This window comes from Streptomyces melanosporofaciens, assembly GCF_900105695.1.
GTDB lineage: Bacteria > Actinomycetota > Actinomycetes > Streptomycetales > Streptomycetaceae > Streptomyces > Streptomyces antimycoticus.
Map to the genome: position 1 here is coordinate 8,461,885 of NZ_FNST01000002.1, position 22,104 is coordinate 8,483,988.

Consider the following 22,104-nt stretch of genomic DNA (forward strand, 5'->3'; position numbering starts at 1 on the left):
GGACCGCCGGATGCGCCCGGAGCCGCGGCCCGGCGCCCACAAGGTCGTCGTCCTCGCCCTCGACGGCGTCTATCCCTTCGAACTCGGCATCCCGCACCGGGTTTTGGGCTCCGCCGACGGCCGCTACGAGGTGTTGTCCGCGAGCGTGGACGGGCGGCCCGTGCGCACCGACTCGGATCTGACCGTCACCCCCGGGCATGGCCCCGAGGTGCTGGCCGAGGCGGACACCGTGGTCATCCCTCCGTACGCGATCACCCGCGCCTCGGCCGCCGACCCGGACCCGCAGGCCCTCGCCGCCCTCTCCCGTGTCCGCCCCGGCACCCGGCTGGTGTCCATCTGCACCGGCGCCTTCCTGCTGGCCGCCGCCGGTCTCCTGGACGGGCGCCGGGCCACCACCCACTGGGCGCTCACCGGCCACTTCCAGGAGCTGTTTCCCCAGGTCGAGCTGGATGCCGGTGTGCTCTTCGTCGACCACGGCGATGTGCTGACCTCCGCGGGGGCGGCGAGCGGTGTCGATGTCTGTCTGCACCTGGTGCGCCAGGACCACGGCAGCGAAGTGGCCAACCACGTCGCCCGCTGCTGCGTCGTGCCGCCCTACCGGGACGGCGGGCAGGCGCAGTACATCGAGCGGCCGCTGCCACCGGCGAGCGAGACCGGCACCGGTCCGACCCGCGACTGGGCGCTGCGGCGGCTGGAACTGCCTTTGTCGCTGGACGAGTTGGCCGCCCACGCGGCGATGAGCACCCGCACCTTCGCCCGGCGCTTCCGGGAGGAGACCGGTCTGAGCCCCGGCCGCTGGCTGACCCAGCAGCGGCTGCGGCGGGCGCGGCATCTGCTGGAGTCCAGCGATCTGCCGGTGGAACGGATCGCCCACGAGGTCGGCTTCGCCACCGCCACCTCGCTGCGGCGGCACCTGGCGGCGGAGGCGGGGGTGGCCCCGTCGGCGTACCGGCGCACCTTCCGCGCCTCGGGTCCGGCCGCGGGCGACGTCAGGGAAGCGTCACGGGCCGGGGGCTGAGTGGCTGTCGTCTCCTGATGTGCGCTACGCACTCGGCAGCAAAGCCGACCGCGTTTCAGTAGTGGACCTACCGGCCGCGCTCGGCGCGGCCGGTACGCTCCTCGCGCCCGCCGCCCTGCACCGGCTCGTTTGGGGCGACCATGCCAGGGACGCGCTGGTCGATTCCGCCCATCGCTGCCTGATAGCCGGGATGGCGTTTCTCGCGCCGGGCGCTCAGCACCGCCATGACGCCGATCATGATATGGCGATCGGGGGTGTCCCCGCTCTCATCAGCGGCGCGGCGGCGCTGTTCTGGTTTCCGCTGCTGTGGCTGCTCGGGCCGATGCGCATCCGCAGGCGTATACGGCCGGTCAGGCCGAAGGGTGTGCCCACCGCCGCGACGTCCGTGCCATCCGGACCGGCTGCCGCGGGGGCCCGCTGACATGGCGGGACAGGGGGCGGCCCGCGGCGGTCAGAACTGGTTCTCGCCCCCGTCGACGTACAGGTTGGCGCCGAGGATGAAGCTGCTCTGCCCGGAGGCGAGGAAGGCCACCGCGTTGGCGACCTCGTCCGCGCGTCCGATCCGGCCGAGCGGGACACCCGCGGCGAAGTCCGACTTGGTGACGGGCGTGTCCGCCGTGGCAACCACGCCGTCGAGCCCAGGAGTGTCGATGGTGCCCGGGGAGACCGCGTTGACCCGGATGTTCCGGTCCTTGAGTTCGTTGGCCCAGGTCCGGGAGAAGGACCGGAGTGCCGCCTTGGAGGCCGCATAGGTGCCGAACGCCGCGACACCGTCATCGGCGCGCACCGAGGAGTTGAGGATCACCGAGGCGCCGTCGTTGAGCAGCGGCAGTGCCTTCTGCACGGTGAACAGCGTGCCCCGCACATTGACGTCGAAGGTCTGGTCGAAGTGTTCCTCGGTGATCTGCTCCAGTGTGGCGAACGACGCGGCGGCGGCGTTGGCGAACAGCACGTCCAGTCCCCGGCCCCGGGCGCGGACGGTGTCGTACAGCCGGTCCAGGTCGGCGAGGTTCGAGATGTCACCCGCCACCGCGGTGGCCCTCGCCGAGCCGATGGTTTCCACGGCCGCGTCCAGCTGGGTCTTGCGCCGGCCGGTGATGAACACGTGCGCGCCCTCGTCCGCCAGCCGTACGGCGGTGGCCAGGCCGATGCCGGTGCCGCCTCCGGTCACGACGGCGGTCTTGCCTTCGAGCTGTCCCATGAGAATGACCTCTCAAGATTTCGGTACCGATCGGTACTGAATAAGACCATAGCACTTCTGTACCGATCGGTGCGGAAGAGATAGAGTGGGGAACATGGATACGCACCAGAAGGCGTCGATCGGCCGGCCGCGAGGATTCGACGCCGACGAGGCCCTCGAACGCGCCATGCGGGTCTTCTGGGAACAGGGCTACGAAGGCGCCAGCCTCACCGACCTGACCAGCGCCATGGGCATCACCCGCACCAGCATGTACGCGGCCTTCGGCAACAAGGAGGACCTGTTCCGCAGGGCGTTGGAGCGCTACACCGAAGGCCCCGCCTCGTACGCGGTCCGGGCCCTGCGGGAGCCGACCGCCCGGCAGGTGGCCACCGCGTTCCTGAGCGGCTCCGTCCGGGCCACCACCCGCCCCGACTGCCCCGCCGGATGCCTCGGAGTCCAAGGCTCCCTCGCCGCCGGCGCCCCTGGGCGCAACGCCCGCGAGGCCCTCGTCGCCTGGCGCGACGAGGGCGTCGCCCACCTCCGTGAACGGTTCCAGCAGGCCGTCGACGAAGGCGACCTGTCCCCGGACACCGATCCCGAACTGCTCGCCCGCTACCTCATGACCGTGGCGAACGGCATCGCCGTCCAGGCCGTCGGCGGCGCCACCCGCGACGACCTGCAGCAGGTGGCCGACCTGGCCCTGCGCAACTGGCCGCCCGCCTGACACAACCGCCGGGCCGGCCTTGCCCGGTCGTCTCTCGGGCGACCGGGCGGACGGACAGCGCGCGTACCCTGCCGGTGCAGGACCCCGCCCCGACCACGCGAGAGGACACCCACCGTTGTCCGAGATCCACCACCGGCCCGGGGAGCAGGGGGCGCGTCCGCCCGAGCCCTCGGAAGTGAACGTGGCGGCCGTCGCGGACGGCCCCGTGCCCGGCTTCGGCATGGACGCCATCCACGAGGCCGCGCGGCGCCTGTCCGGCCACGTGGTCCGGACGCCGTTGCTGAACTCCCCGATGCTGGACGAGCTCGTGGGCGCCCGCGTCCTGGTCAAGGCCGAATGCCTGCAACTGACGGGCTCGTTCAAGGTGCGCGGGGCACTCAACGCCCTGCTCACCCTGGACGAGGACACGCGCCGCGCCGGGATCGTGGCCTACTCGGCCGGCAACCACGGGCAGGGCGTGGCCGCCGCGGCTCGGCTCGCCGGTTGTCCCGCGGTCATCGTCATGCCGCAGAACGCCCCGCGCATCAAGGTCGACAACTGCCGCTGGTGGGGCGCCGAGACCGTCCTGTACGACCCGCTCACCGAGGACCGGGAAGAGATCGCCCGGACGATCCTTCAGGAACGTGGCATGACGCTGATCCCGCCCTTCGACGACCCCGGTGTCATGGCCGGGCAGGGCACCGTCGGTCTGGAGATCGCCGAGCAGGCACGCGAGCTGGGCCTGACCCCGGAGGTGGCCCTGGTGAACTGCAGTGGCGGCGGGCTGGCCGCCGGTGTGATCACCGCGCTCCACCACACGTTCCCCGGCATGGCGCACCACATCGTCGAACCGACGGGCTTCGACAAGATGGCCCGGTCCCTGGAGAGCGGCCACGTATGCACCAACCCCCGCCCGCCCGGCGGCCTCATGGATGCCATCTCCGGCCCGGCGGCCGGTATCCGCCCGCTGGCCGTCCTGCGCCACCACGATGTGACCGGCCTGACCGTCACCGACGAGGAAGCCCTGGCCGCCATGGACACGGCCCACCGCCTCCTCAAGATCGTGGTCGAGCCGGGCGGCGCCGCGTCACTGGCGGCACTGCTGTCCGGGAAGGTGGACGTACGGGGCAGAACCGTGGCGCTCGTGGCATCGGGTGGCAACGTCGATCCAGCGGTCTACCGCCGGGCCCTGGCGGACTGAACCGCCCCATCGGGGAGTACTACATCCCCTCGGCCGGGAAGACCTGTGGCCGATGTGACGCCCAGGGGCGCTCCGCCTCCAGCTGCGCGGCCGGGCTGGCCATGCCGCCGGTGGCGCAGATCTTGATCACGTCGGCGCCCGCGCGCAGCCCCTCGCGTACGGCCAGGCGAGCCTCGTCCACGGTGTCGGCGAGTTGGGCCATCTCACCGCCGGTGAGGTCGGTGCCGTCGAGCAGCCGGAAGTCGGCGTGGCCGCCGGTGCGGCCGATGACCCGCACGGCCGTGTGCAGCCGCGGGCCCACGATCCGTCCGGTCTCCACCGCCGTTCGGTAGCCCGCCGCCAGCCCGGCCAGGTCACGGGCGGTGGTGGTGCCCGCGTCGAGGGTCTGCCGCAGCCGCGTGGCCGTGTCGTAGGTGACCAGCACGGGATCGAGTGCGCCATGACGTCCGGGGTGGGCCCGGTGGGCGTACGCGAGATGGACATGGCAGTCGAAGAAGCCGGGCAGCACGGTCCGGCCGCCCGCGCCGACGTCCCGGACCGGGGACGCGTCCGTGGGCCCCGAAGGCACGGTCGCGGCGGGTCCGGCGTAGGTGATGGTCCCCTCGGCGTCGACGGTGATGACGGCGTCGTCCACGGGCGAGGCACCCGTGCCGTCGATGAGCCGGTCATGGTGCACGCGCAGTGCGGTCCTGGCGGTCCTGGCGGTCTCGCGCGTCGTGGCATCCGTCTTGGCGGGCGGAATCACCTCGCCTGGGTGACCGCACATCCGTGGCTGGCCAATTCCCGCACCGGGCTCCGTGTCGAGGGCCGCGATGTGATCGCCGAGGTCCAGGTCCGGGACCTGAACGAGCTGCTCCGCCTCACCACACGGCTGTTCCAGGGGACCCCCGGGGTGCGGGCGACCCGGGCGCACATATCCATCTGGCGGCGGCCGCCGAGGTGGGCCTCACCACGGTGCGCCGCAGACTCCAGTCGCTGCTGCCGTCACAGGTGAGCCTGCGCTGCGACCTTGCCCGCTCCCCGTTCGGGTGGCCGCAGTCCGCGGTGTACTTCGCGTCCGTACCGGCCCAGCACCTGGAGGAGACGAGCCGGGTGCTGTCCGGCTTCCGCGAGGTCCGCGCGTGCGCCATCATCGCGAGCCCGCACAATCTGGTGATCGACGTCTGGCTGCGCGGCCTGAGCGATGTGCACGCCTACGAGGCGCACCTCTCCCGGCGGCTGCCCCCTCTGACCATCGACGACCGTTCGCTGGTCCTGCGCACGGTCAAACACATGGGCCGGTTGCTGGACGAGGACGGCCGCTCGGTGGGCATCGTCCCGCTGCTGCACCCGCACGGCCCGGGCCCCTCCGACACCAGTCTGGCCGCGGGTCTCGACGTCCATACGGTCTGGGCCACGGTCGCCACGGTCGCCATGAGCGCCGCCCGGCCGTCGCGGCGCCGCCGATCAGGCGACCGAGGTCGAGACGTACCGTCGGTGCACGTAGGCTCGGTGGATGGCGAAGTATTTCGATGTGCATCCCGATAACCCTCAGCAGCGCACCATCAGCAATGTGGCCGAGAGGATCCGCTCCGGTGGGCTGGTCGCCTATCCGACGGACTCCTGCTTCGCGCTGGGATGCCAGATGGGCAACCGTGACGGAATCAATCAAATCCGGTCGATCCGCAATCTCGACGACCGTCACCACTTCACCCTGATGTGCCAGAACTTCGCGCAGCTGGGCCAGTTCGTGCACATCGACAAGGATGTGTTCCGCGCGATCAAGGCGGCGACGCCCGGCAGTTACACCTTCATCCTCCCGGCGACGAAGGAGGTACCGCGTCAGCTTCCGCATCCGAAGAAGAAGACGGTCGGGGTCCGGATCCCCGACCATGTCGTCACCCAGGCGCTGCTCGCCGAGCTGGGTGAGCCGCTGCTCTCCAGCACCCTGCTGCTCCCCGACGAGGACGAGCCGATGACGCAGGGCTGGGAGATCAAGGAACGGCTCGACCATGTGGTGGACGCCGTGGTCGACTCGGGCGACTGTGGCACCGAGCCGACCACGGTCATCGACTTCTCCAGCGGCGAGGCCGAGATCGTACGCCGGGGGGCGGGTGACACGGCACGGTTCGAGTAGCCGCGCCGTTGGCCCCCGGCCGCGCGCCGATCAGGGGTGTGGCAGGGGTGGCACCTCCTGGCCGTTGACGATGACCCGCCGGAAGGTCAGGTCGTCGGTGTAGGCGATGCTGTCCGGGTTGAGGATGCCGGTGAAGGCGGAGCGGGAGAGGTGCACGCCGCGCAGGTGGTCGGTGTCCAGGCCGACCAGCCGCAGCACGGTCTGGGCGCCGTCGATGGCCATGCGGTCCATATGGATGTTCCGCACGGACACCGGCAGCCTCCCGTCCTCGCCGCCGTTGTAGGCCATGGTCACGAACGCGATGTCGCGCTCCACGTCCTGCCCGGTGAAGTTCCGGATGTGCACACCGTCGATGTAGCTGCCGCGCTTCTTGTTCGCCTTGACGTACAGCGCGTGCTTGACGGGGTAGCGGCCGGGGAAGTCCGGTGGGTTGATCTCGCAGTTCTCGGCGAAGATGTCGCGCACCCCGCCGGACATCTCGCTGCCGACGGTCATCCCGCCCCAGCGGCCGGAGAACTGGCAGTCGCGCACGACGATGTTCCTGCTCGGCACGCCGACGCGGTGGCCGTCCTCGTCCCGGCCGGACTTGACGGCCACGCAGTCGTCGTTGGTGTTGAAGCGGCAGCGGGTGATGAGCACATCGGAGCAGCACTCCGGGTCGCAGCCATCGGTGTTGTAGAGCGTGCTGTCCACGGTGACACCGCGCACGGTGACGTTGCTGGAGAGCACCGGATGCACGGTCCACATCGGCGGGTCGACGATGGTCAGGTCGCTGACCAGGACGTTGCGACAGCGATAGAACTGCACCATCTTCGGCCGCAGATAGTGGCCGTCGCCGAAGACGCGCCTGGCCACCGGCGCCCCCGCGGAGCCCATCTCGCGCAGCAGTTTCTGATCGGCCCCCTGCGGTCCGCTGTCGCGGTACCAGCTCTCCCACGGGCCCAGCCGCGCCTGCCCGTCGAGGGTGCCGGGCCCGGTGACCGCGACATCCCGTGCGCCGTACGCGTAGATGAAGGGCGAGTAGTTGTAGCACTCGGTGCCCTCCCAACGGGTGAGCACCACCGGCAGGAAGTCGCGCGGATCGGGGCTGAAGGCGATGGTGGCGCCCGCGGTGACACGCAGGTTCACCCGGCTGCGCAGATGGATCGCGCCGGTGAGGAAGCGGCCCTCGGGGACGACGACCTGGCCGCCGCCCGCCCGGTGGCAGGCGGCGACGGCGGCCCGGAACGCCGCGGTGTTCATCGTCCGCCCGTCGCCGACCGCGCCGTAGTCGGTGACCCTGAAGCTCCGGCGCGGGAAGGCGGGCGGCCTGATCCGGTCCAGGATCCCCGGCACCGCGCGCCACGCCCCGGTGTAGTCGATGGCCGCGCCGGTGTGCGACGTGGCCGTGTACGCCTGCCCCGCGGGGAGCTGGGGGAGCAGCGCGCCGGCCGCCAGCAGACCGCCGGTGCGCAGCGCCGAGCGGCGGGAAGGTCTCGGATGCATCGCCTGACTCCTCAGGTGGTCCGGCCGAGGGAGAGCCGGTCGAGGTCGGGGGCGGATTCGGTGTCGTTGGAGATCTTGATGGTGTTGGCGCCGGGCTTGAGGGTGACGGGGATGGAGGTCGTGCGCGGGGTGGTGTTCCCGGTGTCGGTCACGGTCACCTTGGTGGCCGGGCCGCCGTTGACGCTCACCTGGAACGAGCGGGTGCCGTTGACCGTGTAGTCGAGGTGGAGCCTGTGCTGCCCGCCGTCGGGGACGACGACATCGGGGAAGACCATGGCCGCCTGCTCGCTGCCGCCGATGTTGCGCACCTTCTCGGCCCCGGAGCAGGGTCCGCAGCCGGTGAGGCCCGTGCTGCCGAACTGGTTGGCCGAGTCCTCCGCCTCGCGCGCCCAGATCCGGTCGGCGGGCAGCGGCCGCACCTTGACCTGGTCCGAGACCGACTTCTGCCGGCCGAGCAGCCCGAAGTCCGCCGTGACGGGGATGTCGGCAGAACCGGCGTCCTGGCCGGGCGGGGAGGTCAGCGTCCAGGTGGCCCGCACCGTCTGGCCGAGCCGCAGCGACCGGGCCGTGACCGGGCCGCCGTCCGCGGTCCAGCCGGCCGGCAGCCGGGGGGCGAGGCTGATGTTGTCGAGCTGCTCGTCGGCGTCGAGCCGGAGAGTCGCCGTGACGGTGAGGGACCGCCGGCCGGGGCCGACCCACTGCAGGCCGTGCGGCCGGACGGTGAGCGTGGTCTTGGGTGTGTACGAGGCCGGGGGCAGCGGGGCGACCGCGATCCGGTCCAGCCCGGGGCCGCGGCGGGCGGTGCTGAAGACCTTCACCGTGTTGGCGCCCGCCTTGAGCGGTACGGACACCGCCGTGCTCTCCGGCACCTCGGGGCTGCCCGCGACGACCGGGACCTCGACCGGCGCCGCGCCGTTGACGCTCACGGACAGCGAGGAGGCGGCCGCGGCGGTGTGGTCCAACTGGAGCCGGTAGTCACCGCTTTCGGGGGCGCGGACCTCGCGGTACGTCACGGAGTTGCGCGCCCCGCCGCCGAGACCGTCCACCCGCCGGCCGCCCGAGCAGGCGCCGCATGCCACGGAATGGACCTTCCCCGGCGACGTGTTCTGCCGGGCCTCGGCCTCCAGCGGCAGCTGGGTGCGGGTGGTCTTCGAGCGGCCGTAGGCCACCTGGATCTCGTCGATGCGCAGCTGGTTGTAGAACTCCGGTGCCTGCGGGCCGCCCCACAGGCTGCGCACCTCCAGCTTCAGATAGCGGGCGTCGCGGCCGCCGATGTCGATGGTCTGCACCCCGCGGGCGCTGGGCAGGGTGCCGGAGCGCACCTGTGTCCAGCGCTTGCCGTCGCCGCTGGCGTAGACGCGGTAGTCCTTGATGCGCGCGGAGTCCTCCGGGCGCCCGAAGGAGGACCGGGCGTGGGTCGGTGACCACTCGCGCTGGTTCACCGCCAGCGCCGTGGTGTGCTTGCGGGCGCCGAGGTCGAGGGTGACGGAGACGGGCAGCTTGCCGTCGCTGTCCCAGTAGGTCTCGTAGTCGCCGTCGGCGAGGTCGGCCGCCGGGTGGCCGGTCCGCGCGGAGGTGGCGGTGGCGCCGACACCGGACTGCGGGTAGAAGGGCCGGCGGCCGTCGGTCTCGACCTTGAAGACGGTGTCGTACGGATCCCAGTCATGGATGCCGAGGATGGAAAGATGGCCGCCCGACTGGCTGAAGCGCATCGTCTCGCCGGTGCGGAGATGGGTGACCCGGCGCACGGTGTAGCCGTTGTCGCCCAGCCGCACCATGTCCGTACTGGGCCGGGTGACCACGTGCACGTACTGGGTCCGGTCGCCGCTCTCGCCCCGGCCCACGGTGACCACGCCATGGGCGCCGTCGTTCCAGAAGCCCGGCCGCATACCGCCGTACATATAGCCGCCGCCCTCGACGCCGTACACCGATTCCTCGATGGGCTCGACCCACTTGCCCATGAAGTCGTTGAACTCCTCCTGCTGGGGCGGGAGTTTGCCGTTCACCATGGGCGTCTCGGCCATGAGCGACTTGATGGAGGAGCCCGCGTTGGTGATGTAGCGGCCGGTGCTGAGCCGGGCGTCGACCTCGTGGTCACCGCCGTCGTACCACCAGTCGCCGGTGGTCGGCAGCTTGTAGTCGGCCTCGGTCAGCCGGGGCATGGGAACGCTCACGGCGGCGGGGTAGTCGTACGCCGGGGTCATGCCGGTCTTCTGCTCATTGCTGACCGTGTCCATGATCGGCGTGTCTTCGTTGTTGTTGCTCAGCAGCCAGTCCGGGCGGCGCTCGCGGATCTTCTCGTAGAGGCCGTGCTCCTCCCAGTACTCGTTGTCGTTGTCGATCCAGAACCCCGACAGATCCGGGTACTTCTCCATGGCCTCGAGGAACAGGTCGTAGCTGTACCTGCCGAAGCCCTGGCGCGTGGTCAGGTCGACCTGCTCGCCCTTGTACGCCGAGTAGGCGGCCGAATCCAGCGTCTCGATGCCGTCCGCGTCGTGCCACTGCGGGTCGTCGGTCATATAGAGGACGATGTGCACACCCTTGGCCTTGCCTGCGGCCACCAGCTCGCCGAGCAGATCGCGCTCGGTGGCGCAGCTACCGGGAATCTTCGACGGCCACGGGCGGGCGTAGCCCAGCCTGCTGTGGAAGGTGGCCAGCACGATGTACGAGGCGCCCAACTTGCGTGCCTCGTCCACCCAGTAGTCGGCGCTCCAGCCGCCCTCGGTGACATCGCGCTCCCACTCGGCGCAGTCGCGGTGCCGGGGGTGGGTGAACATGCCCCAGTGCAGGAAGAGACCGGCGGTGGACTGGCGCAGCCACTCCTGCCGGGGGTGGTGGACCTCGGCCTCGGCGGGGGCGGCGAGGAGGCCGATGGCCAGGGCGAGTACGACCGCCGCGCACACGGCGCGCCACCGGGAGCGGGTGGCGCGGATGGCATGTGTGGTGCGGGCAGCAGAGATGTGGAAGGGGCGGAGCGGGATCCTCGGCGTGGGCATATCCTGTCCTCCGTGAACGTTCCCGTGAGCGCTCACGGAGCACTGTCCGGCCCACCCGGCCGCCGTGTCAATATGTGTGCGACGGTTGGGTGTTATGCGGTGGCGATCCGTTGACGCCCGTCGTCGCCGCGGTGATTATCAAGGCGGGAGTGGATCGGGGTACCGCATCCATGAGCGCGCCCGAATGCCACGTCCGCGGGTGCGGAGAGGGGTGGGGACCATGCCCGCGAACGGCAGGTCGCGCCGTATCACCATCGACGACGTGGCGCGCTCGGCCGGGGTGTCCCGGCAGACCGTGTCCCGCGCGGTCAACGACAAACCGGAGATCGACCCCGCCACGCGCCAGCGGGTGCTCCTGGTGGCCGAGTCCATGGGATACCGGCCCAGCCGGTTCGCCCGTGGCATGGTCGGCCCGGGGCTCACCACGCTGGGGCTGGTCATCGCGGACGTGCTCAACCCCTTCTTTCCCGAGGTGGTCTCCGGTGTGCTGGCGGCGGCCGACGAGCGCGGCTGGCAGGTCGCCGTCTACAGCACCGGATCCGCCCTGGAACGCGAGACCGCGGTGGCGGGGACCGTGGTGAACCACGTGGACGCGTGTATCGCCTTTCTGCTGGACCCCGGCGCCATCGAGCTCATCCGGCGCTCCGGGATGCCCTTCGTCCTGCTGGACAACGAACACCGGCCACCCGCGGTGAGCGGGGGCCGGATCGACTTCGCCAGTGGGATGCGCCAGGTGGTCGGCCACCTCGTCGAGCGCGGCCACCGCCGGATCGCGATGCTGGACGACCGCGGGCGCCCGGACGCGGGCGACCGCGGCACCCGGCACTCGCTGTTCCTCGGCACCGCCGCCGAACTGGCGCTGCCCGCGGACGAGAGCTGGGTCTTCCCGGCGGCCAACTCCCTCGACGGCGGGGCGGCGGCCATGGACGACGTGCTGGACACCGGCTTCGGCGCGACGGCCGTGCTCGCGTACAACGACCTGATCGCCATCGGTGCCATGCGCCGTGCCCGCGACCGCGGGGTGCGGGTGCCGGAGGACTGCGCGTTCGTCGGCTGCGACGGGCTGACGCTGAGCCGGCTCGTGGACCCACCGCTGACCACCCTGACGGTCGACAAGGAACTCCTCGGCCGGGCCGCGGTAGGGCAGGTCGCGGCCCAGATGACCGGGGCCGGAACGGGCGAGACGGTGATCGAGCCACGCCTCGTGGTCCGCGCGTCCTCCTGACCTCGTCGCCGCCGCCGTCATCGGCGCTCCCGGCGAACAATATGAACGCAATGATCGACAGCATGGCGCTCGCCCCCTGCGGTTCCTAGCATCCCCGTGCGCAGCGCAGCTTCGCGCGGAGCACGATAGGAGCCACTCCTTGAACACATCTGACGCGCCCACGCATGTCTCCTGGTGGGCCTCCCACCGCCGACGCCGTCCAGCGGTAATGGCGGCCGTGCTCGCGGCCGTGTCCCTCGGCATGCTCGGGAACGCACCCACCGGCCACGCCCGGACCACCCAGCCCGGGGCCGCCGCCTGCCCGGCCAAGCTGGCCGGGAAGGCGACGTGTTACACCGGCCAGGACACCAACGGCGCGTACTACACGATCGCCGTGCCCACGCACTGGAACGGATCCCTCGTCGTGCACGCACACGGCGGGCCCGACCTCGGCGACTCCTCCGACCCGTCCCGCAGTGTCGACGACCTGGAGCGCTGGGCGGTGATGGTCGACCAGGGATATGCCTGGGCCGGCTCCTCCTACCGCCGCGGTGGCTACGGAACCCGGATGGCCGCCGCCGACACCGAGAACGTACGCCGCCTGTTCCTCGCCCGGTTCGGCAAGCCGAAGCGGACCTACATCCACGGCCAGTCCTGGGGCGGCAACGTCGCCGCGAAGGTCGCGGAAACCTACGGCACACGGCCCGGGGCCTACGACGGGGTGCTGCTGACCAGCGGTGTCCTCGGTGGCGGCTCGCGCGGCTACGACTACCGCGTCGACCTGCGGGTGGTCTACCAGTACTACTGCCACAACCACCCCCGGCCGACCGAGCCGCAATACCCCCTGTGGCAGGGGCTGCGCCCGGACTCCACCCTGACGAACACCGGGCTCCGCGCCCGCCTCCAGGAGTGCACCGGCTACGCGTCCGACCCCGCGGACCGGACCGCGGCACAGCAGCGCAACCTCGACGACATCCTCGCCGTCACCCGCATCCCGGAGCGCTCACTCGCATCGCATCTGCAGTTCTCGACCTTCACCTTCCGGGACGTCGTGTGGAACCGGCTCGGCGGCCGTAACCCGTTCGGCAACCGGGGTGTGCGGTACTCGGGTTCACACGACGACAAGGCGCTCAACGCGGGTGTCGAGCGGTTCTCGGCCGATCCCGCCGCCCGCCGAGACCTCTCCTACGACAGCGACCTCACCGGCAGGGTTTCCCTTCCGGTCCTCACCCTGCACGCGATCGACGACCCGACGGCCTTCGTGGAGCACGAGGCGGCCTACCGCGCCACTCTCCGGGGTGCCGGCCGGGGCGGCAACCTCGTCCAGACGTTCACCGAGGAGACCGAGCACAGTGCGCTGAGCGACTCCGAGTACGCCAACTCGATCTCGGCGCTGGACACATGGGTGCGCTCCGGCCGTAAGCCGACCGCGTCCTCGATCGCGGCCTCCTGCGGTGCCTTCGACGACATCTACGGCAGCGGTTGCTTCTACGACTCCGCCTTCCACCCCTCGCCCTACGCCTCGCGGGTCCGTCCCCGGCCGGGCGGGCTCGGCTGGCCGGCCATGACCGCGGCGCAGGAGCGGGCGTGGAGCAGGATCGACGGTGTGGGGATCGCCCCCTGACGGGCCCCGCCCACCGGGGCCGGCTCCCCGCGGCCGGCCCCGGCCCCGGCCGCTGGACCCCAGAGCGCGGTGACTCGGGCGTGGTGCCCCTCGCCGCGCCACGATCAGCGGCGGCGAGGGGCGGCCGCCCGCCGTGCGGGCCGCTTACGGCCGGCACTTCTCGCCCACGCCGCCGGCTCGCAGGTCCAGCCGACGGTGAGGCTGCCGCCGTCGGGCAGCGCAAGCCAGCGCTCGGCGTATGCGTCCATCCGCGCCACGATGCGCTCCGCCACCGGGCCCGGGGTCGCCACCACGATGCCCGACGGCTCGCCCCAACTCACCCAGACCTGGGTCGACGCCGATGGCGAGCACGTCCTGATCAACAGTGTGGAGTCGCATCAGAAGACCCGGAACATCGCGCGCGACCCGCGGGTGGCCATCGCGGTCGCCGACCCCGCGCAACCCGCCTCCTACGTCCAGATCCGCGGCCGTGTGGCGCGGGTGACCACCGAGGGAGCGGTCGAACACATCGAGGCGCTCGCGCAGAAGTACCTCGGTGGGCCCTACCCATGGTCCGGCGGCCGCGATCAAGTCCGGGTGCTCTATGTGATCCAGCCGGAACGGATCAGCGGCCCCCGCGGCTAGGCGGGTCCGCTGGGTCGTGATCGCCCGCCCCCATGGAAAGAGTAATCCGTACGCACGAGCGATGTCGTCACTCGATCGTGAGTTGTTCCCTTCATATGCCCGGTGCGATGCCACGCTGGCCGACACGGCGTGTGACCGGCGCCGCCCGGACGGCTGAGGGTGGGGGATGGGATGGCGCAAGGCACGGGACGACGCGGGGGACCGGACGAGCGGGCGGTGCTGCTGGCGGCCGGGCTGGCCGATCTGGCGGTGAGCACGCTGGGTTCGGTGCTGGGGGCGACGCGGGGGTTGCTGCGCCGCTCGGACGCCGCGGAGCTGGCGGCGGAGGCGGAGCACGATCTGATGGCACGCGGGCGCCTGGCGCTGGACCGGCACACCGCGGCCGTCCCCCCGGCCCACCTGGAGATTCTCGCCCGGCACGCCCTGGCCCGGCGGGCCACCGGCGATGTCTGACCGGCGGGGATCTGATCGGCGGGGGCCTGATCGGTGGGGGTCCGACCGCTGGGGTTCGGTCGCGTTCAAGGCCCGCGTCGACGAGGTGCTGCACGGCTTCGTCGCCCAGGAGGCCGAGCAGTTATCGGCGATCGACCCGGCCCTGGGCCCGGTGGCCGGGCAGTTGGAGGCGGCGGTCGCGGACGGCAAGCGGCTGCGGGCGGCGTTCTGCTACTGGGGCTGGCGCGCGGTGGGGCAGCCGGACAGCGACGCGCTCGTACGGGCGGCGGCCTCGATGGAACTGGTGCATGCCGCCGCGGTGGTGCATGACGATCTCATCGACGACAGTCCGCTGCGGCATGGTCGGCCCACGGCGCATATCGCCCTGCGCGCCGCCGTACGCCGTCGGCCGCGTGCCGTGGCCGCCGCCAGGTCGCTGGCGATGCTGGTGGGCGATCTGCTGATGTCGCTGGCCGGGCAGCTGTTCGCCACCAGCGGTCTGCCCGCCGCTTACCTGGCACGGGCCCGCCCGCTGTGGTCGGTGCTGGCCCGCGAGCTGGTCGCGGGGGAGTGCCTGGAGATCCTGCGGACCGGAGTCGATCCGGACACCACGGCGTCGCTGAAGGTGATCCGGTACAAGACCGCCAAGTACACCGTGGAGCAGCCCCTGTTGATCGGTGGCGCCCTGGCCGGGGCCGGCCGGCGGCTGTGCGAGGGCTACTCCGCGTACGGGTTGCCGCTGGGCGAGGCGTTTCAGCTCCGGGACGACCTGCTCGGCCTGTTCGGAGACCCGGAACGCACCGGCAAGGCCAACGCCGACGATGTGCGCGGCCACCGGCCCACGGCCCTGCTGGCGGAGACCTGGCGCATCGCCGGTGACGACGAACGGGAGCAACTGAGCGCCCTCCTCGGCCGACGTGATCTGGACGCGGATGGCCTGGACGCGGTCCGCGCGGTGATGTGCCGGCTGAAGGCCCCGGACCGTATCGAAGCCATGATCACGGCGCGGGTCGAGGAGGCCCTCGACGTCCTGTACGAGCTGGACACACCCCCGCACGCCGCCGCTGCCCTGACCGCGCTGGCGCGTTCGGCGGCGGTGCGCCTGTCCTGACCCCCGCACCGGCGGGACGGCCGCCGCCCCCGCCTGTGCCGTGGACGACCCGTCAATGACAAGGAGTGACGTCATGACCTACACCGAGGCATCGATGGACGCCCTGCGGCAGGCGGGTGACGAACTCGCCGACGCCACCGTCGCCACCCTCTTCGCGCGCGGGGAGGTGGGCAAGTTCAACACCCTGATGCGCTATGTCTCCGCCGTCGGTGCTCCCTTGCCGGACGGGCTGCCCGATGTCGCCCGCGAGTACCTTCGGGCCACCAGCGCCCCACCGGACTGGGTGGACTGGGGCGAGATGGAGAAGGCCCGGCTGTTCTTCATCGACAACAATGTGCACATCTCCACCGCGCTGTCCTTCGCCTCCATGCCCGCGTGCTACGTCGTCCCGCAGGTGGCGAAGCTGCTGTCGGCCACCCATGGGCTGAAGTACCCCTCCAAACGGATGGCGGAGACCGGCCAGTTCACGGTCTACCTGATGCAGCCCGGCGCCTTCGAGTCCGGCAGCCGCTTCATCCCCGCCGCCCAGAAGGTCCGCCTGCTGCACGCCTCCATCCGCCACCACCTGAGGCGGGAGAACCGCTGGGACACCGATGTGCTGGGGACGCCGATCTGCCAGGAGGACATGATCGGCGGGCAGATGTTCTTCTCCCTGCTGGTCCTGGACAGCCTGCACCGCCTCGGCATCCACATGTCGACGGAGGGCGCCGAGGCGTACTACTACGCGTGGCGCGTGGTCGGTGCCATGCTCGGCGTCGACCAGGACGCCGTCCCCACGACCCTCGACGACGCCCGCCGGTTCCTCGACCTGTACATGGTCCGGCACATGGGGCCGACCGAGGAAGGCGCGCATCTGACCCGGCAGCTCATCGACCTCTACGAGGAGGTCGTGCCCGGGACCTTCTTCGACCCGATCGTCTCCGCACTCATCCGCCACCTCGTCGGGGACACCTGCGCCGACTGGCTCCAGGTGTCGCGCACCCCCTGGGACACCGTCGTCAAGGCCGTGCCCCACCTCCTCGGCGTACTGGAGACCATCGAGGACCGCTCCCCGCTCGGGGCCTGGGCGCTGGACCGCCTCGGCCACCTCACCACCATCCTCGAACTGTCCTCCCTCACGCGCGGACGCGTGATGCACTACGCCATCCCCGAGCAGCTCAAGAAGGACTACGGCATCCCCGGCACGGTGCCCCGCACCCACCGGTGGACCCCGCCTGCCGCCACCGTCTCCCCGTGACCCGCGCACGCCACCTTCGACGGCGCGCGAGAAGGGGTTGGGGGTGGCTACCTCAAGCTCCGGGGCTGCCGAACCATTGGACCGCGGCCCGCTCGAACGCCTCACGGTCCGGGTGGCGATCACCTGCCCAGGCGACGACGCCGTCCGGCCGGACGAGCACGGCGCCTGACCCGAGGTCGTTTCTCGCCTGTCCGGCCGCGTACCGCAGCCGGCTCTCCCAGCCCATCGCCGACCCGTGCAGGCGTCGGTCGACGCTGAAATCGAGCACGATGCCCCGTCCGTCCCGCATCAGGTCGCCGAGGCGCGTGCCGTCCTCGAGGCGGAGGTCCGGGGCGTTGCGGCCGACCAGTGGATGCTCGCCGCCGAGGTCGTAGCGGATCGACGATCCCGACACCTTCTGGAACACATACGTCGTTCCGTCACGGGTCCCGAGCAGGTCGCGGACCACTCCTTGGATCGCCTGGCTGTGCGCGTCCGGCCGCATGGCCGCCACCTGGGCGCGCGACCAGTCGAGCACCGCCGCGCCGATCGGATGGCGCTCGCGGTTGTAGGTGTCGAGCAGCCCGTCCGGCGCGTGTCCGTGCACGGTGGCGGCGAGTTTCCATCCCAGGTTCATGGCGTCGCCGAGGCCGGTGTTGAGCCCCTGCCCGCCGAGGGGGGAGTGGATATGAGCGGCGTCGCCCGCGAGCAGGACGCGTCCCGCCCGGTAGGTCGTCGTCTGCATCGCCCGATCGGTGAAAGTCGAGGCGAGATGGATGGCGCTCAGTGTCACGTCGGTGCCGGACACTCGGCGCAGAACCGTCTGGAGGTGGTCGCGAGTCGGCGGTTGCGAGCGGTCGAACGCGGCACCGTCGAAGTCCATCATGCCGATATGCCCCTCCGCGGGCATCCGGATGTACATGCCGCTCGGCGTCAGGTTGAACCCGGGGCGCAGCTTCTCGGGATCGGCGACGGTGGCGTGCAGGGTGTAGCCGGTGAACTGCGGCTCGGTGCCGACTAATGCGAAGCCCGCGAGCCCGCGCACCGCGCTGCGTCCGCCATCGCAGCCGACGAGCCAGCGCGCCGCGTACTCGTGCTCGCCCGCCTGCGCGACCACGCTCTCCTCGTCCTGGGCGATGGCTGAGACCGTGACGCCGCGCCTGATGTCCACGCCGAGCTCGGACGCCCGCTCGGCCAGCACCGCCTCGACCGCTTCGAGGTGCGTCATCACGCCCTCCGGTGCCGGGCTGGGAAGCCGGAACGGCAGGGCGGCGATGTCGACCTTGGCCGGATCGAGCGTCATCCCGGCGAAGTGGCCCACGGTGCGCGGGGGTGACGGCTCATCGGTGTCGGCGTCCGCGCCGGGATCGTCATGGACGCCCGAGGCCGTCAGCAGCGGATGCAGCATCCCGCGGCGGTAGAACGCCTCGACCGACGCGGCGGACAGGCCCCGCGTCCCCAGCGGCTCCGCCCGCCACGGGGAGCCGGGCTCCGGCTCCCGTTCGAGCACCAGGACCGAGCAGCCCGCGAGGCCAAGCTCGCAGGCGAGGAACAGACCGACCGGGCCGGCGCCCACGATCACTACGTCATGCACGGCAACTCCCCTTCCGAAGCCTGTGGTCTTCAGGCACGGGAAGACTGACGCGGGCCGCTCACACGGGGCACACACGGCGCTGACATGGGGCACGTGGCGCTGACATGGGCACGTGGCGCTGCCACTCCCGTCCCGCGCGGTCCCGCACAGTCCCGCACCGTCTCAGCGCCGCCACCTCTGCGACAGCGGCGACACCGGCGACACCGGCGACACCGGCGACACCGGCCTCACCGGCGGCGCCGATGGCGCGATCGGGCTCGCGGTGAACCTCGTCTGGTACTGGCAAATGCTGGGCCGCCACTCCGACGCGGTCTACTGGCTCGGCGGAGCACTGCCGCTGCGCGCGCTGCTGCGGCAGTACGACGGCGATCTCGACGGCGCGCTGGCCGACTTGACCGAGGCCAAACGGCTGGCCCGCGAGTTCGGGTCGCTCAGCCTCAGCGACGAGAACTTCATCGACCTGCGATGGATCGATCTGCAGGTGCGGCTCGGTGAGACCGCGCGGGCGACCGAGATGATCGCTGCGACCCGGGAGCGCGCGTTGCGCTCGGCATCGCCCGAGATGGCGATGCTCCTCGACGCGCGAGGCCGGCCTGTGGGTAGGGGGCGGGAACGTGGACCGGGCGCGTGGTGAGTTCCTCATACGTGGGCCGGCCGAGGGGCACCGTATTTCAACGCCTCCGTGGCGATGTGACGTCTACGCCGCGCGCCACCACTTCGCGCAGAAGCCGGTCGGTTCCCATGGACGGCAAAGGCAAAGGCAAGGAGAACTGTCTCTCCTTGCCACTTTCAACGTATAGCGCGCCGGGGGGCTTGCCGCAAGCCCCGGGTCACGGCGCACAATCGTCGGCCGATGCCACAACCTGCGGAAATGGGGGCGCGACGTACGTGTGTTGTTGTCGACGTATGGGGGACGCGATGACGTCGGACCAGTGGTGGGACCGGCTCGCAGTGCGGCCGAGCACGGCTGCCTCGGAGGTCTCGCGATGAGTGAGCGGTACGTGTTGGATCTCCGCGAGGTTGCCGAGACGCAGGCCGCGTTCGTCGGCGGCAAGGGCGCGCACCTGGGCGGGCTGTCGCGGATCGCGGGCATCCGGGTGCCGGGTGGCTTTTGCGTGACGACGGACGCCTTCCGGCGGATCATGGCGGAAGCGCCGGCGATCGACGATCAGCTCGATCAGTTGTCGCGCGTGGATCCGGACGACCGGGAGGCGATCCGCACGCTCAGCGCGCGGATTCGTCGGACTGTCGAAGGGATTGCCATCCCGGGCGATCTCGCGGCGGCGATCACCCGCGCGCTCGGTCGGCACGGTGAGCAAGCCGCCTGGGCCGTCCGGTCCAGCGCGACGGCGGAGGACCTGCCGACGGCCTCCTTCGCCGGCCAGCAGGACACGTACCTGAACGTCGTGGGGCCGACGGCGGTCCTCCAGCACATCAGCCGGTGCTGGGCCTCGCTGTTCACCGAGCGGGCCGTGACCTACCGCCGGCGCGGCGGCATCGACCACCGTACGGTCCACATGGCCGTGGTCGTGCAGCGGATGGTCTTCCCCGATGCGGCCGGCATCCTGTTCACGGCCGATCCCGTCACGGGCAACCGTAAGGTCGCCACCGTGGACGCCGGCTTCGGGCTCGGCGAGGCGCTGGTCTCCGGCCTGGTGAACCCGGATGTCTTCACGGTGCGACACGGCGAAATCGTCGCCAGGACGATCTCCGCCAAACAGCGTGCCGTTCACGCCCTGCCGGACGGCGGTACGCGGGAAGTGGCGATCGACGCGCGGCGGCAGGAGCAGCCGGCGCTCACGGACGCGCAGGTCGTGCGGCTCGTGGAGCTCGGGCGGCGGATCGAAGCACACTTCGGCCGTCCCCAGGACATCGAATGGTGCCTGGTCGACGATGACATCCAGATCGTTCAGAGCCGGCCGATCACGACACTGTTCCCCATCCCCGAGAGCGGCGACCAGGACAATCACGTCTACCTCTCCGTGGGCCATCAGCAGATGATGACCGACCCGATGAAGCCCCTGGGGATCTCCGTATGGCAGCTGACGGCCATGGCGCCGATGCACGAGGCCGGTGGGAGGCTGTTCGTCGACGCCACCCGGCGCCTGGCCTCGCCCGCGAGCCGCGCCGCCCTCTTGGACGTCGTAGGCAGAGGCGATCCACTGATCAGGGACGCTTTGGAGACCGTCCTCGAACGCGGCGATTTCATCCCGTCACTCCCGGACGCTGGCCCCGGCGGGCCGCCGGCCCGCGGCGTGTCCGCCCCTATCGAGACCGATCCGGCCATCGTCACCGAGCTGATCGAGCGCAGCCGGACATCCATCGCCGCCTTGGAGCGCGATATCCGGACGAAGACCGGATCGGCGCTGTTCGACTTCCTGCGGGAGGCCTTCGAGGAGCACAAGCGCGTCCTCACGGATCCGCTGAGCATGCAGGCGATCATGGCGGGGATGGAGGCCACGTGGTGGCTCAACGACACGCTGCGGGAGTGGCTGGGCGAGAAGAACGCGGCCGACACGCTCACGCTGTCCGCCCCCGACAACATCACGTCGGAGATGGGACTGGCGCTGCTCGACGTCGCGGATGTGATCCGTCCGCATCCGGAGGTGGTGGCGTTCCTGCGGGGCGTCGAGTCCTTCGAGCACGACGCCTTCCTGGACGAGCTGGCGAAGCTGGCGGGCGGGGCCGAAGCGCGCGAGGCCATCGAGTCCTACCTCGACCGGTACGGCATGCGCTGCGTCGGCGAGATCGACATCACGAGGCCACGGTGGCGCGAGCGCCCCACCACGCTCGTGCCCGTGATCCTCGACAACGTCAGGAACTTCGCGCCGGGCGCGGCCGAGCGGCGCTTCGAGCAAGGGCGGCAGAAGGCGCGGGAGAAGGAACAGGACGTGCTGTCCCGCTTGCGGGCCCTGCCGGACGGGGACCGGAAAGCCGACGAGGCCAAGCGGATGATCGACCGGGTCAGAACCTTCATCGGGTACCGGGAGTACCCCAAGTACGGGATCATCAGCCGCTACTTCGTCTACAAGCGGGCACTGCTGGCGGAGGCCGGGCGCCTCGTGGAGGCAGGTGTGCTTCCTGAGCAGGAGGACATCTTCTACCTCACGTTCCAGGAACTCCACGACATCGTGCGCTCGCACCAGGTGGATGACCGGCTCATCCAGCGGCGCAAGGACGCGTTCCGGTCGTACCACGCGCTCACCCCGCCCCGGGTGCTCACCTCGGATGGTGAGGCCGTCACCGGGGCGTACCGGCGCGACGACGCCCCGGCCGGTGCCCTGATCGGCCTGCCGGTTTCCGCCGGGAGCATCGAGGGACGGGCCCGCGTCATCCTCGACATGGCGGAGGCCGATCTCGAGGCGGGCGACATCCTGGTCACGGCCTTCACGGACCCGAGCTGGTCGCCGCTGTTCGTCGGAATCGCGGGCCTGGTGACGGAGGTGGGCGGCCTGATGACCCATGGCGCGGTGATCGCCCGGGAGTACGGCTTGCCGGCCGTCGTGGGCGTGGAGCGGGCCACCCGGCTGATCCGGGACGGGCAGCGGATCCGCGTGCACGGAACCGACGGGTACGTCGAGATCCTGCCCTGACCGGCCA

General features: G+C 71.2%; 20 protein-coding genes. 14 read left to right on the forward strand and 6 right to left on the reverse strand.

Annotated features, from left to right (window positions below):
* Nucleotides 1-10: 10 nt before the first annotated feature.
* Nucleotides 11-1,018 (forward strand): GlxA family transcriptional regulator, encoded by a 1,008-nt coding sequence (locus tag BLV72_RS38725; RefSeq protein ID WP_093470797.1) that lies wholly within the window; start codon nt 11-13, stop codon nt 1,016-1,018.
* 19 nt (nt 1,019-1,037) lie between these two features.
* A complete protein-coding gene (locus tag BLV72_RS47535; RefSeq protein WP_143059848.1) occupies nt 1,038-1,439 on the forward strand; it encodes a DUF6328 family protein in 402 nt (133 codons plus the stop codon).
* A gap of 30 nt (nt 1,440-1,469) precedes the next feature.
* On the opposite strand, the gene BLV72_RS38735 is transcribed toward BLV72_RS47535, so the two are convergent.
* On the reverse strand, nt 1,470-2,219 hold the full coding sequence (locus BLV72_RS38735) for an SDR family NAD(P)-dependent oxidoreductase (protein WP_093468270.1): 750 nt from the start codon (nt 2,217-2,219) through the stop codon (nt 1,470-1,472).
* Between the two features lie 94 nt (nt 2,220-2,313).
* Between BLV72_RS38735 and BLV72_RS38740 the strand changes: the two genes are divergently transcribed.
* Nucleotides 2,314-2,922, forward strand: a complete 609-nt coding sequence (locus tag BLV72_RS38740) for a TetR/AcrR family transcriptional regulator (protein ID WP_093468271.1) — start codon at nt 2,314-2,316, stop codon at nt 2,920-2,922.
* Nucleotides 2,923-3,037: 115 nt separating this feature from the next.
* Nucleotides 3,038-4,102 carry a threonine ammonia-lyase gene (locus BLV72_RS38745; protein WP_093468273.1) on the forward strand — a complete coding sequence of 355 codons (1,065 nt, stop codon included), beginning with the start codon at nt 3,038-3,040 and terminating at the stop codon, nt 4,100-4,102.
* A 19-nt stretch (nt 4,103-4,121) separates the two neighbouring features.
* Here BLV72_RS38745 and BLV72_RS38750 read toward each other — a convergent pair whose 3' ends face one another.
* Complete coding sequence (locus BLV72_RS38750) at nt 4,122-4,847, reverse strand: amidohydrolase family protein (protein WP_342030705.1); 726 nt, start codon at nt 4,845-4,847, stop codon at nt 4,122-4,124.
* A 209-nt stretch (nt 4,848-5,056) separates the two neighbouring features.
* Between BLV72_RS38750 and BLV72_RS50605 the strand changes: the two genes are divergently transcribed.
* Entirely contained in the window at nt 5,057-5,629 is a 573-nt protein-coding gene (locus tag BLV72_RS50605; protein ID WP_244321231.1) for a hypothetical protein, read from the forward strand.
* Complete coding sequence (locus BLV72_RS38760) at nt 5,598-6,218, forward strand: L-threonylcarbamoyladenylate synthase (RefSeq protein ID WP_093468274.1); 621 nt, start codon at nt 5,598-5,600, stop codon at nt 6,216-6,218. Before BLV72_RS50605 ends, BLV72_RS38760 begins: the two co-directional genes overlap by 32 nt.
* Nucleotides 6,219-6,248: 30 nt before the next feature.
* Here the strand turns inward: BLV72_RS38760 and BLV72_RS38765 are convergent, their stop codons facing one another.
* Nucleotides 6,249-7,703 carry a glycoside hydrolase family 28 protein gene (locus BLV72_RS38765; protein ID WP_093468276.1) on the reverse strand — a complete coding sequence of 485 codons (1,455 nt, stop codon included), beginning with the start codon at nt 7,701-7,703 and terminating at the stop codon, nt 6,249-6,251.
* Between the two features lie 11 nt (nt 7,704-7,714).
* Nucleotides 7,715-10,699, reverse strand: a complete 2,985-nt coding sequence (locus tag BLV72_RS38770) for an alpha-L-fucosidase (RefSeq protein ID WP_093468277.1) — start codon at nt 10,697-10,699, stop codon at nt 7,715-7,717.
* 220 nt (nt 10,700-10,919) lie between these two features.
* On the opposite strand from BLV72_RS38770, the gene BLV72_RS38775 reads away from it, so the two are divergent.
* On the forward strand, nt 10,920-11,924 hold the full coding sequence (locus BLV72_RS38775; protein WP_093470798.1) for a LacI family DNA-binding transcriptional regulator: 1,005 nt from the start codon (nt 10,920-10,922) through the stop codon (nt 11,922-11,924).
* 241 nt (nt 11,925-12,165) lie between these two features.
* The gene (locus tag BLV72_RS38780) at nt 12,166-13,527 is read left to right on the forward strand and encodes an alpha/beta hydrolase family protein (RefSeq protein WP_425288556.1); all 1,362 of its coding nucleotides are present in this window, start codon (nt 12,166-12,168) and stop codon (nt 13,525-13,527) included.
* 104 nt (nt 13,528-13,631) lie between these two features.
* On the opposite strand, the gene BLV72_RS48415 is transcribed toward BLV72_RS38780, so the two are convergent.
* The gene (locus BLV72_RS48415; protein WP_167746487.1) at nt 13,632-13,775 is read right to left on the reverse strand and encodes a hypothetical protein; all 144 of its coding nucleotides are present in this window, start codon (nt 13,773-13,775) and stop codon (nt 13,632-13,634) included.
* A 10-nt stretch (nt 13,776-13,785) separates the two neighbouring features.
* Here BLV72_RS48415 and BLV72_RS38785 point away from each other — a divergent pair, with 10 nt between their 5' ends.
* The 4 genes from BLV72_RS38785 to BLV72_RS38800 all read left to right on the forward strand — a co-directional run bounded on the left by BLV72_RS38785 (nt 13,786) and on the right by BLV72_RS38800 (nt 16,931).
* Complete coding sequence (locus tag BLV72_RS38785; protein ID WP_093470799.1) at nt 13,786-14,151, forward strand: PPOX class F420-dependent oxidoreductase; 366 nt, start codon at nt 13,786-13,788, stop codon at nt 14,149-14,151.
* Between the two features lie 171 nt (nt 14,152-14,322).
* On the forward strand, nt 14,323-14,604 hold the full coding sequence (locus tag BLV72_RS38790) for a polyprenyl synthetase (RefSeq protein ID WP_093468280.1): 282 nt from the start codon (nt 14,323-14,325) through the stop codon (nt 14,602-14,604).
* Nucleotides 14,597-15,694, forward strand: coding sequence for a polyprenyl synthetase family protein (locus BLV72_RS38795; RefSeq protein ID WP_093468282.1), 1,098 nt, complete (start codon nt 14,597-14,599; stop codon nt 15,692-15,694). Before BLV72_RS38790 ends, BLV72_RS38795 begins: the two co-directional genes overlap by 8 nt.
* Nucleotides 15,695-15,767: 73 nt before the next feature.
* Nucleotides 15,768-16,931 (forward strand): oxygenase MpaB family protein, encoded by a 1,164-nt coding sequence (locus tag BLV72_RS38800; protein WP_093468283.1) that lies wholly within the window; start codon nt 15,768-15,770, stop codon nt 16,929-16,931.
* Nucleotides 16,932-16,983: 52 nt separating this feature from the next.
* Here BLV72_RS38800 and BLV72_RS38805 read toward each other — a convergent pair whose 3' ends face one another.
* Nucleotides 16,984-18,504, reverse strand: coding sequence for an FAD-dependent oxidoreductase (locus tag BLV72_RS38805; protein ID WP_093468285.1), 1,521 nt, complete (start codon nt 18,502-18,504; stop codon nt 16,984-16,986).
* Nucleotides 18,505-18,616: 112 nt separating this feature from the next.
* Between BLV72_RS38805 and BLV72_RS38810 the strand changes: the two genes are divergently transcribed.
* Nucleotides 18,617-19,138, forward strand: a complete 522-nt coding sequence (locus BLV72_RS38810) for a hypothetical protein (protein WP_244321232.1) — start codon at nt 18,617-18,619, stop codon at nt 19,136-19,138.
* Between the two features lie 352 nt (nt 19,139-19,490).
* Nucleotides 19,491-22,097 (forward strand): rifamycin-inactivating phosphotransferase, encoded by a 2,607-nt coding sequence (gene rph, locus BLV72_RS38815; protein ID WP_093468286.1) that lies wholly within the window; start codon nt 19,491-19,493, stop codon nt 22,095-22,097.
* The last annotated feature ends 7 nt before the right edge of the window (nt 22,098-22,104 follow it).

Excerpts from the sequence above, each read along its gene's own strand:
- BLV72_RS38725 (WP_093470797.1), top strand. The coding sequence starts at position 11 with ATGCGCCCGGAGCCGCGGCCCGGCGCCCACAAGGTCGTCGTCCTCGCC.
- BLV72_RS38735 (WP_093468270.1), bottom strand. The coding sequence starts at position 2,219 with ATGGGACAGCTCGAAGGCAAGACCGCCGTCGTGACCGGAGGCGGCACC.
- BLV72_RS38740 (WP_093468271.1), top strand. The coding sequence starts at position 2,314 with ATGGATACGCACCAGAAGGCGTCGATCGGCCGGCCGCGAGGATTCGAC.
- BLV72_RS38760 (WP_093468274.1), top strand. The coding sequence starts at position 5,598 with ATGGCGAAGTATTTCGATGTGCATCCCGATAACCCTCAGCAGCGCACC.
- BLV72_RS38765 (WP_093468276.1), bottom strand. The coding sequence starts at position 7,703 with ATGCATCCGAGACCTTCCCGCCGCTCGGCGCTGCGCACCGGCGGTCTG.
- BLV72_RS38770 (WP_093468277.1), bottom strand. The coding sequence starts at position 10,699 with ATGCCCACGCCGAGGATCCCGCTCCGCCCCTTCCACATCTCTGCTGCC.
- BLV72_RS38775 (WP_093470798.1), top strand. The coding sequence starts at position 10,920 with ATGCCCGCGAACGGCAGGTCGCGCCGTATCACCATCGACGACGTGGCG.
- BLV72_RS38780 (WP_425288556.1), top strand. The coding sequence starts at position 12,166 with ATGCTCGGGAACGCACCCACCGGCCACGCCCGGACCACCCAGCCCGGG.
- BLV72_RS48415 (WP_167746487.1), bottom strand. The coding sequence starts at position 13,775 with ATGGACGCATACGCCGAGCGCTGGCTTGCGCTGCCCGACGGCGGCAGC.
- BLV72_RS38785 (WP_093470799.1), top strand. The coding sequence starts at position 13,786 with ATGCGCTCCGCCACCGGGCCCGGGGTCGCCACCACGATGCCCGACGGC.
- BLV72_RS38790 (WP_093468280.1), top strand. The coding sequence starts at position 14,323 with ATGGCGCAAGGCACGGGACGACGCGGGGGACCGGACGAGCGGGCGGTG.
- BLV72_RS38795 (WP_093468282.1), top strand. The coding sequence starts at position 14,597 with ATGTCTGACCGGCGGGGATCTGATCGGCGGGGGCCTGATCGGTGGGGG.
- BLV72_RS38800 (WP_093468283.1), top strand. The coding sequence starts at position 15,768 with ATGACCTACACCGAGGCATCGATGGACGCCCTGCGGCAGGCGGGTGAC.
- rph (WP_093468286.1), top strand. The coding sequence starts at position 19,491 with ATGAGTGAGCGGTACGTGTTGGATCTCCGCGAGGTTGCCGAGACGCAG.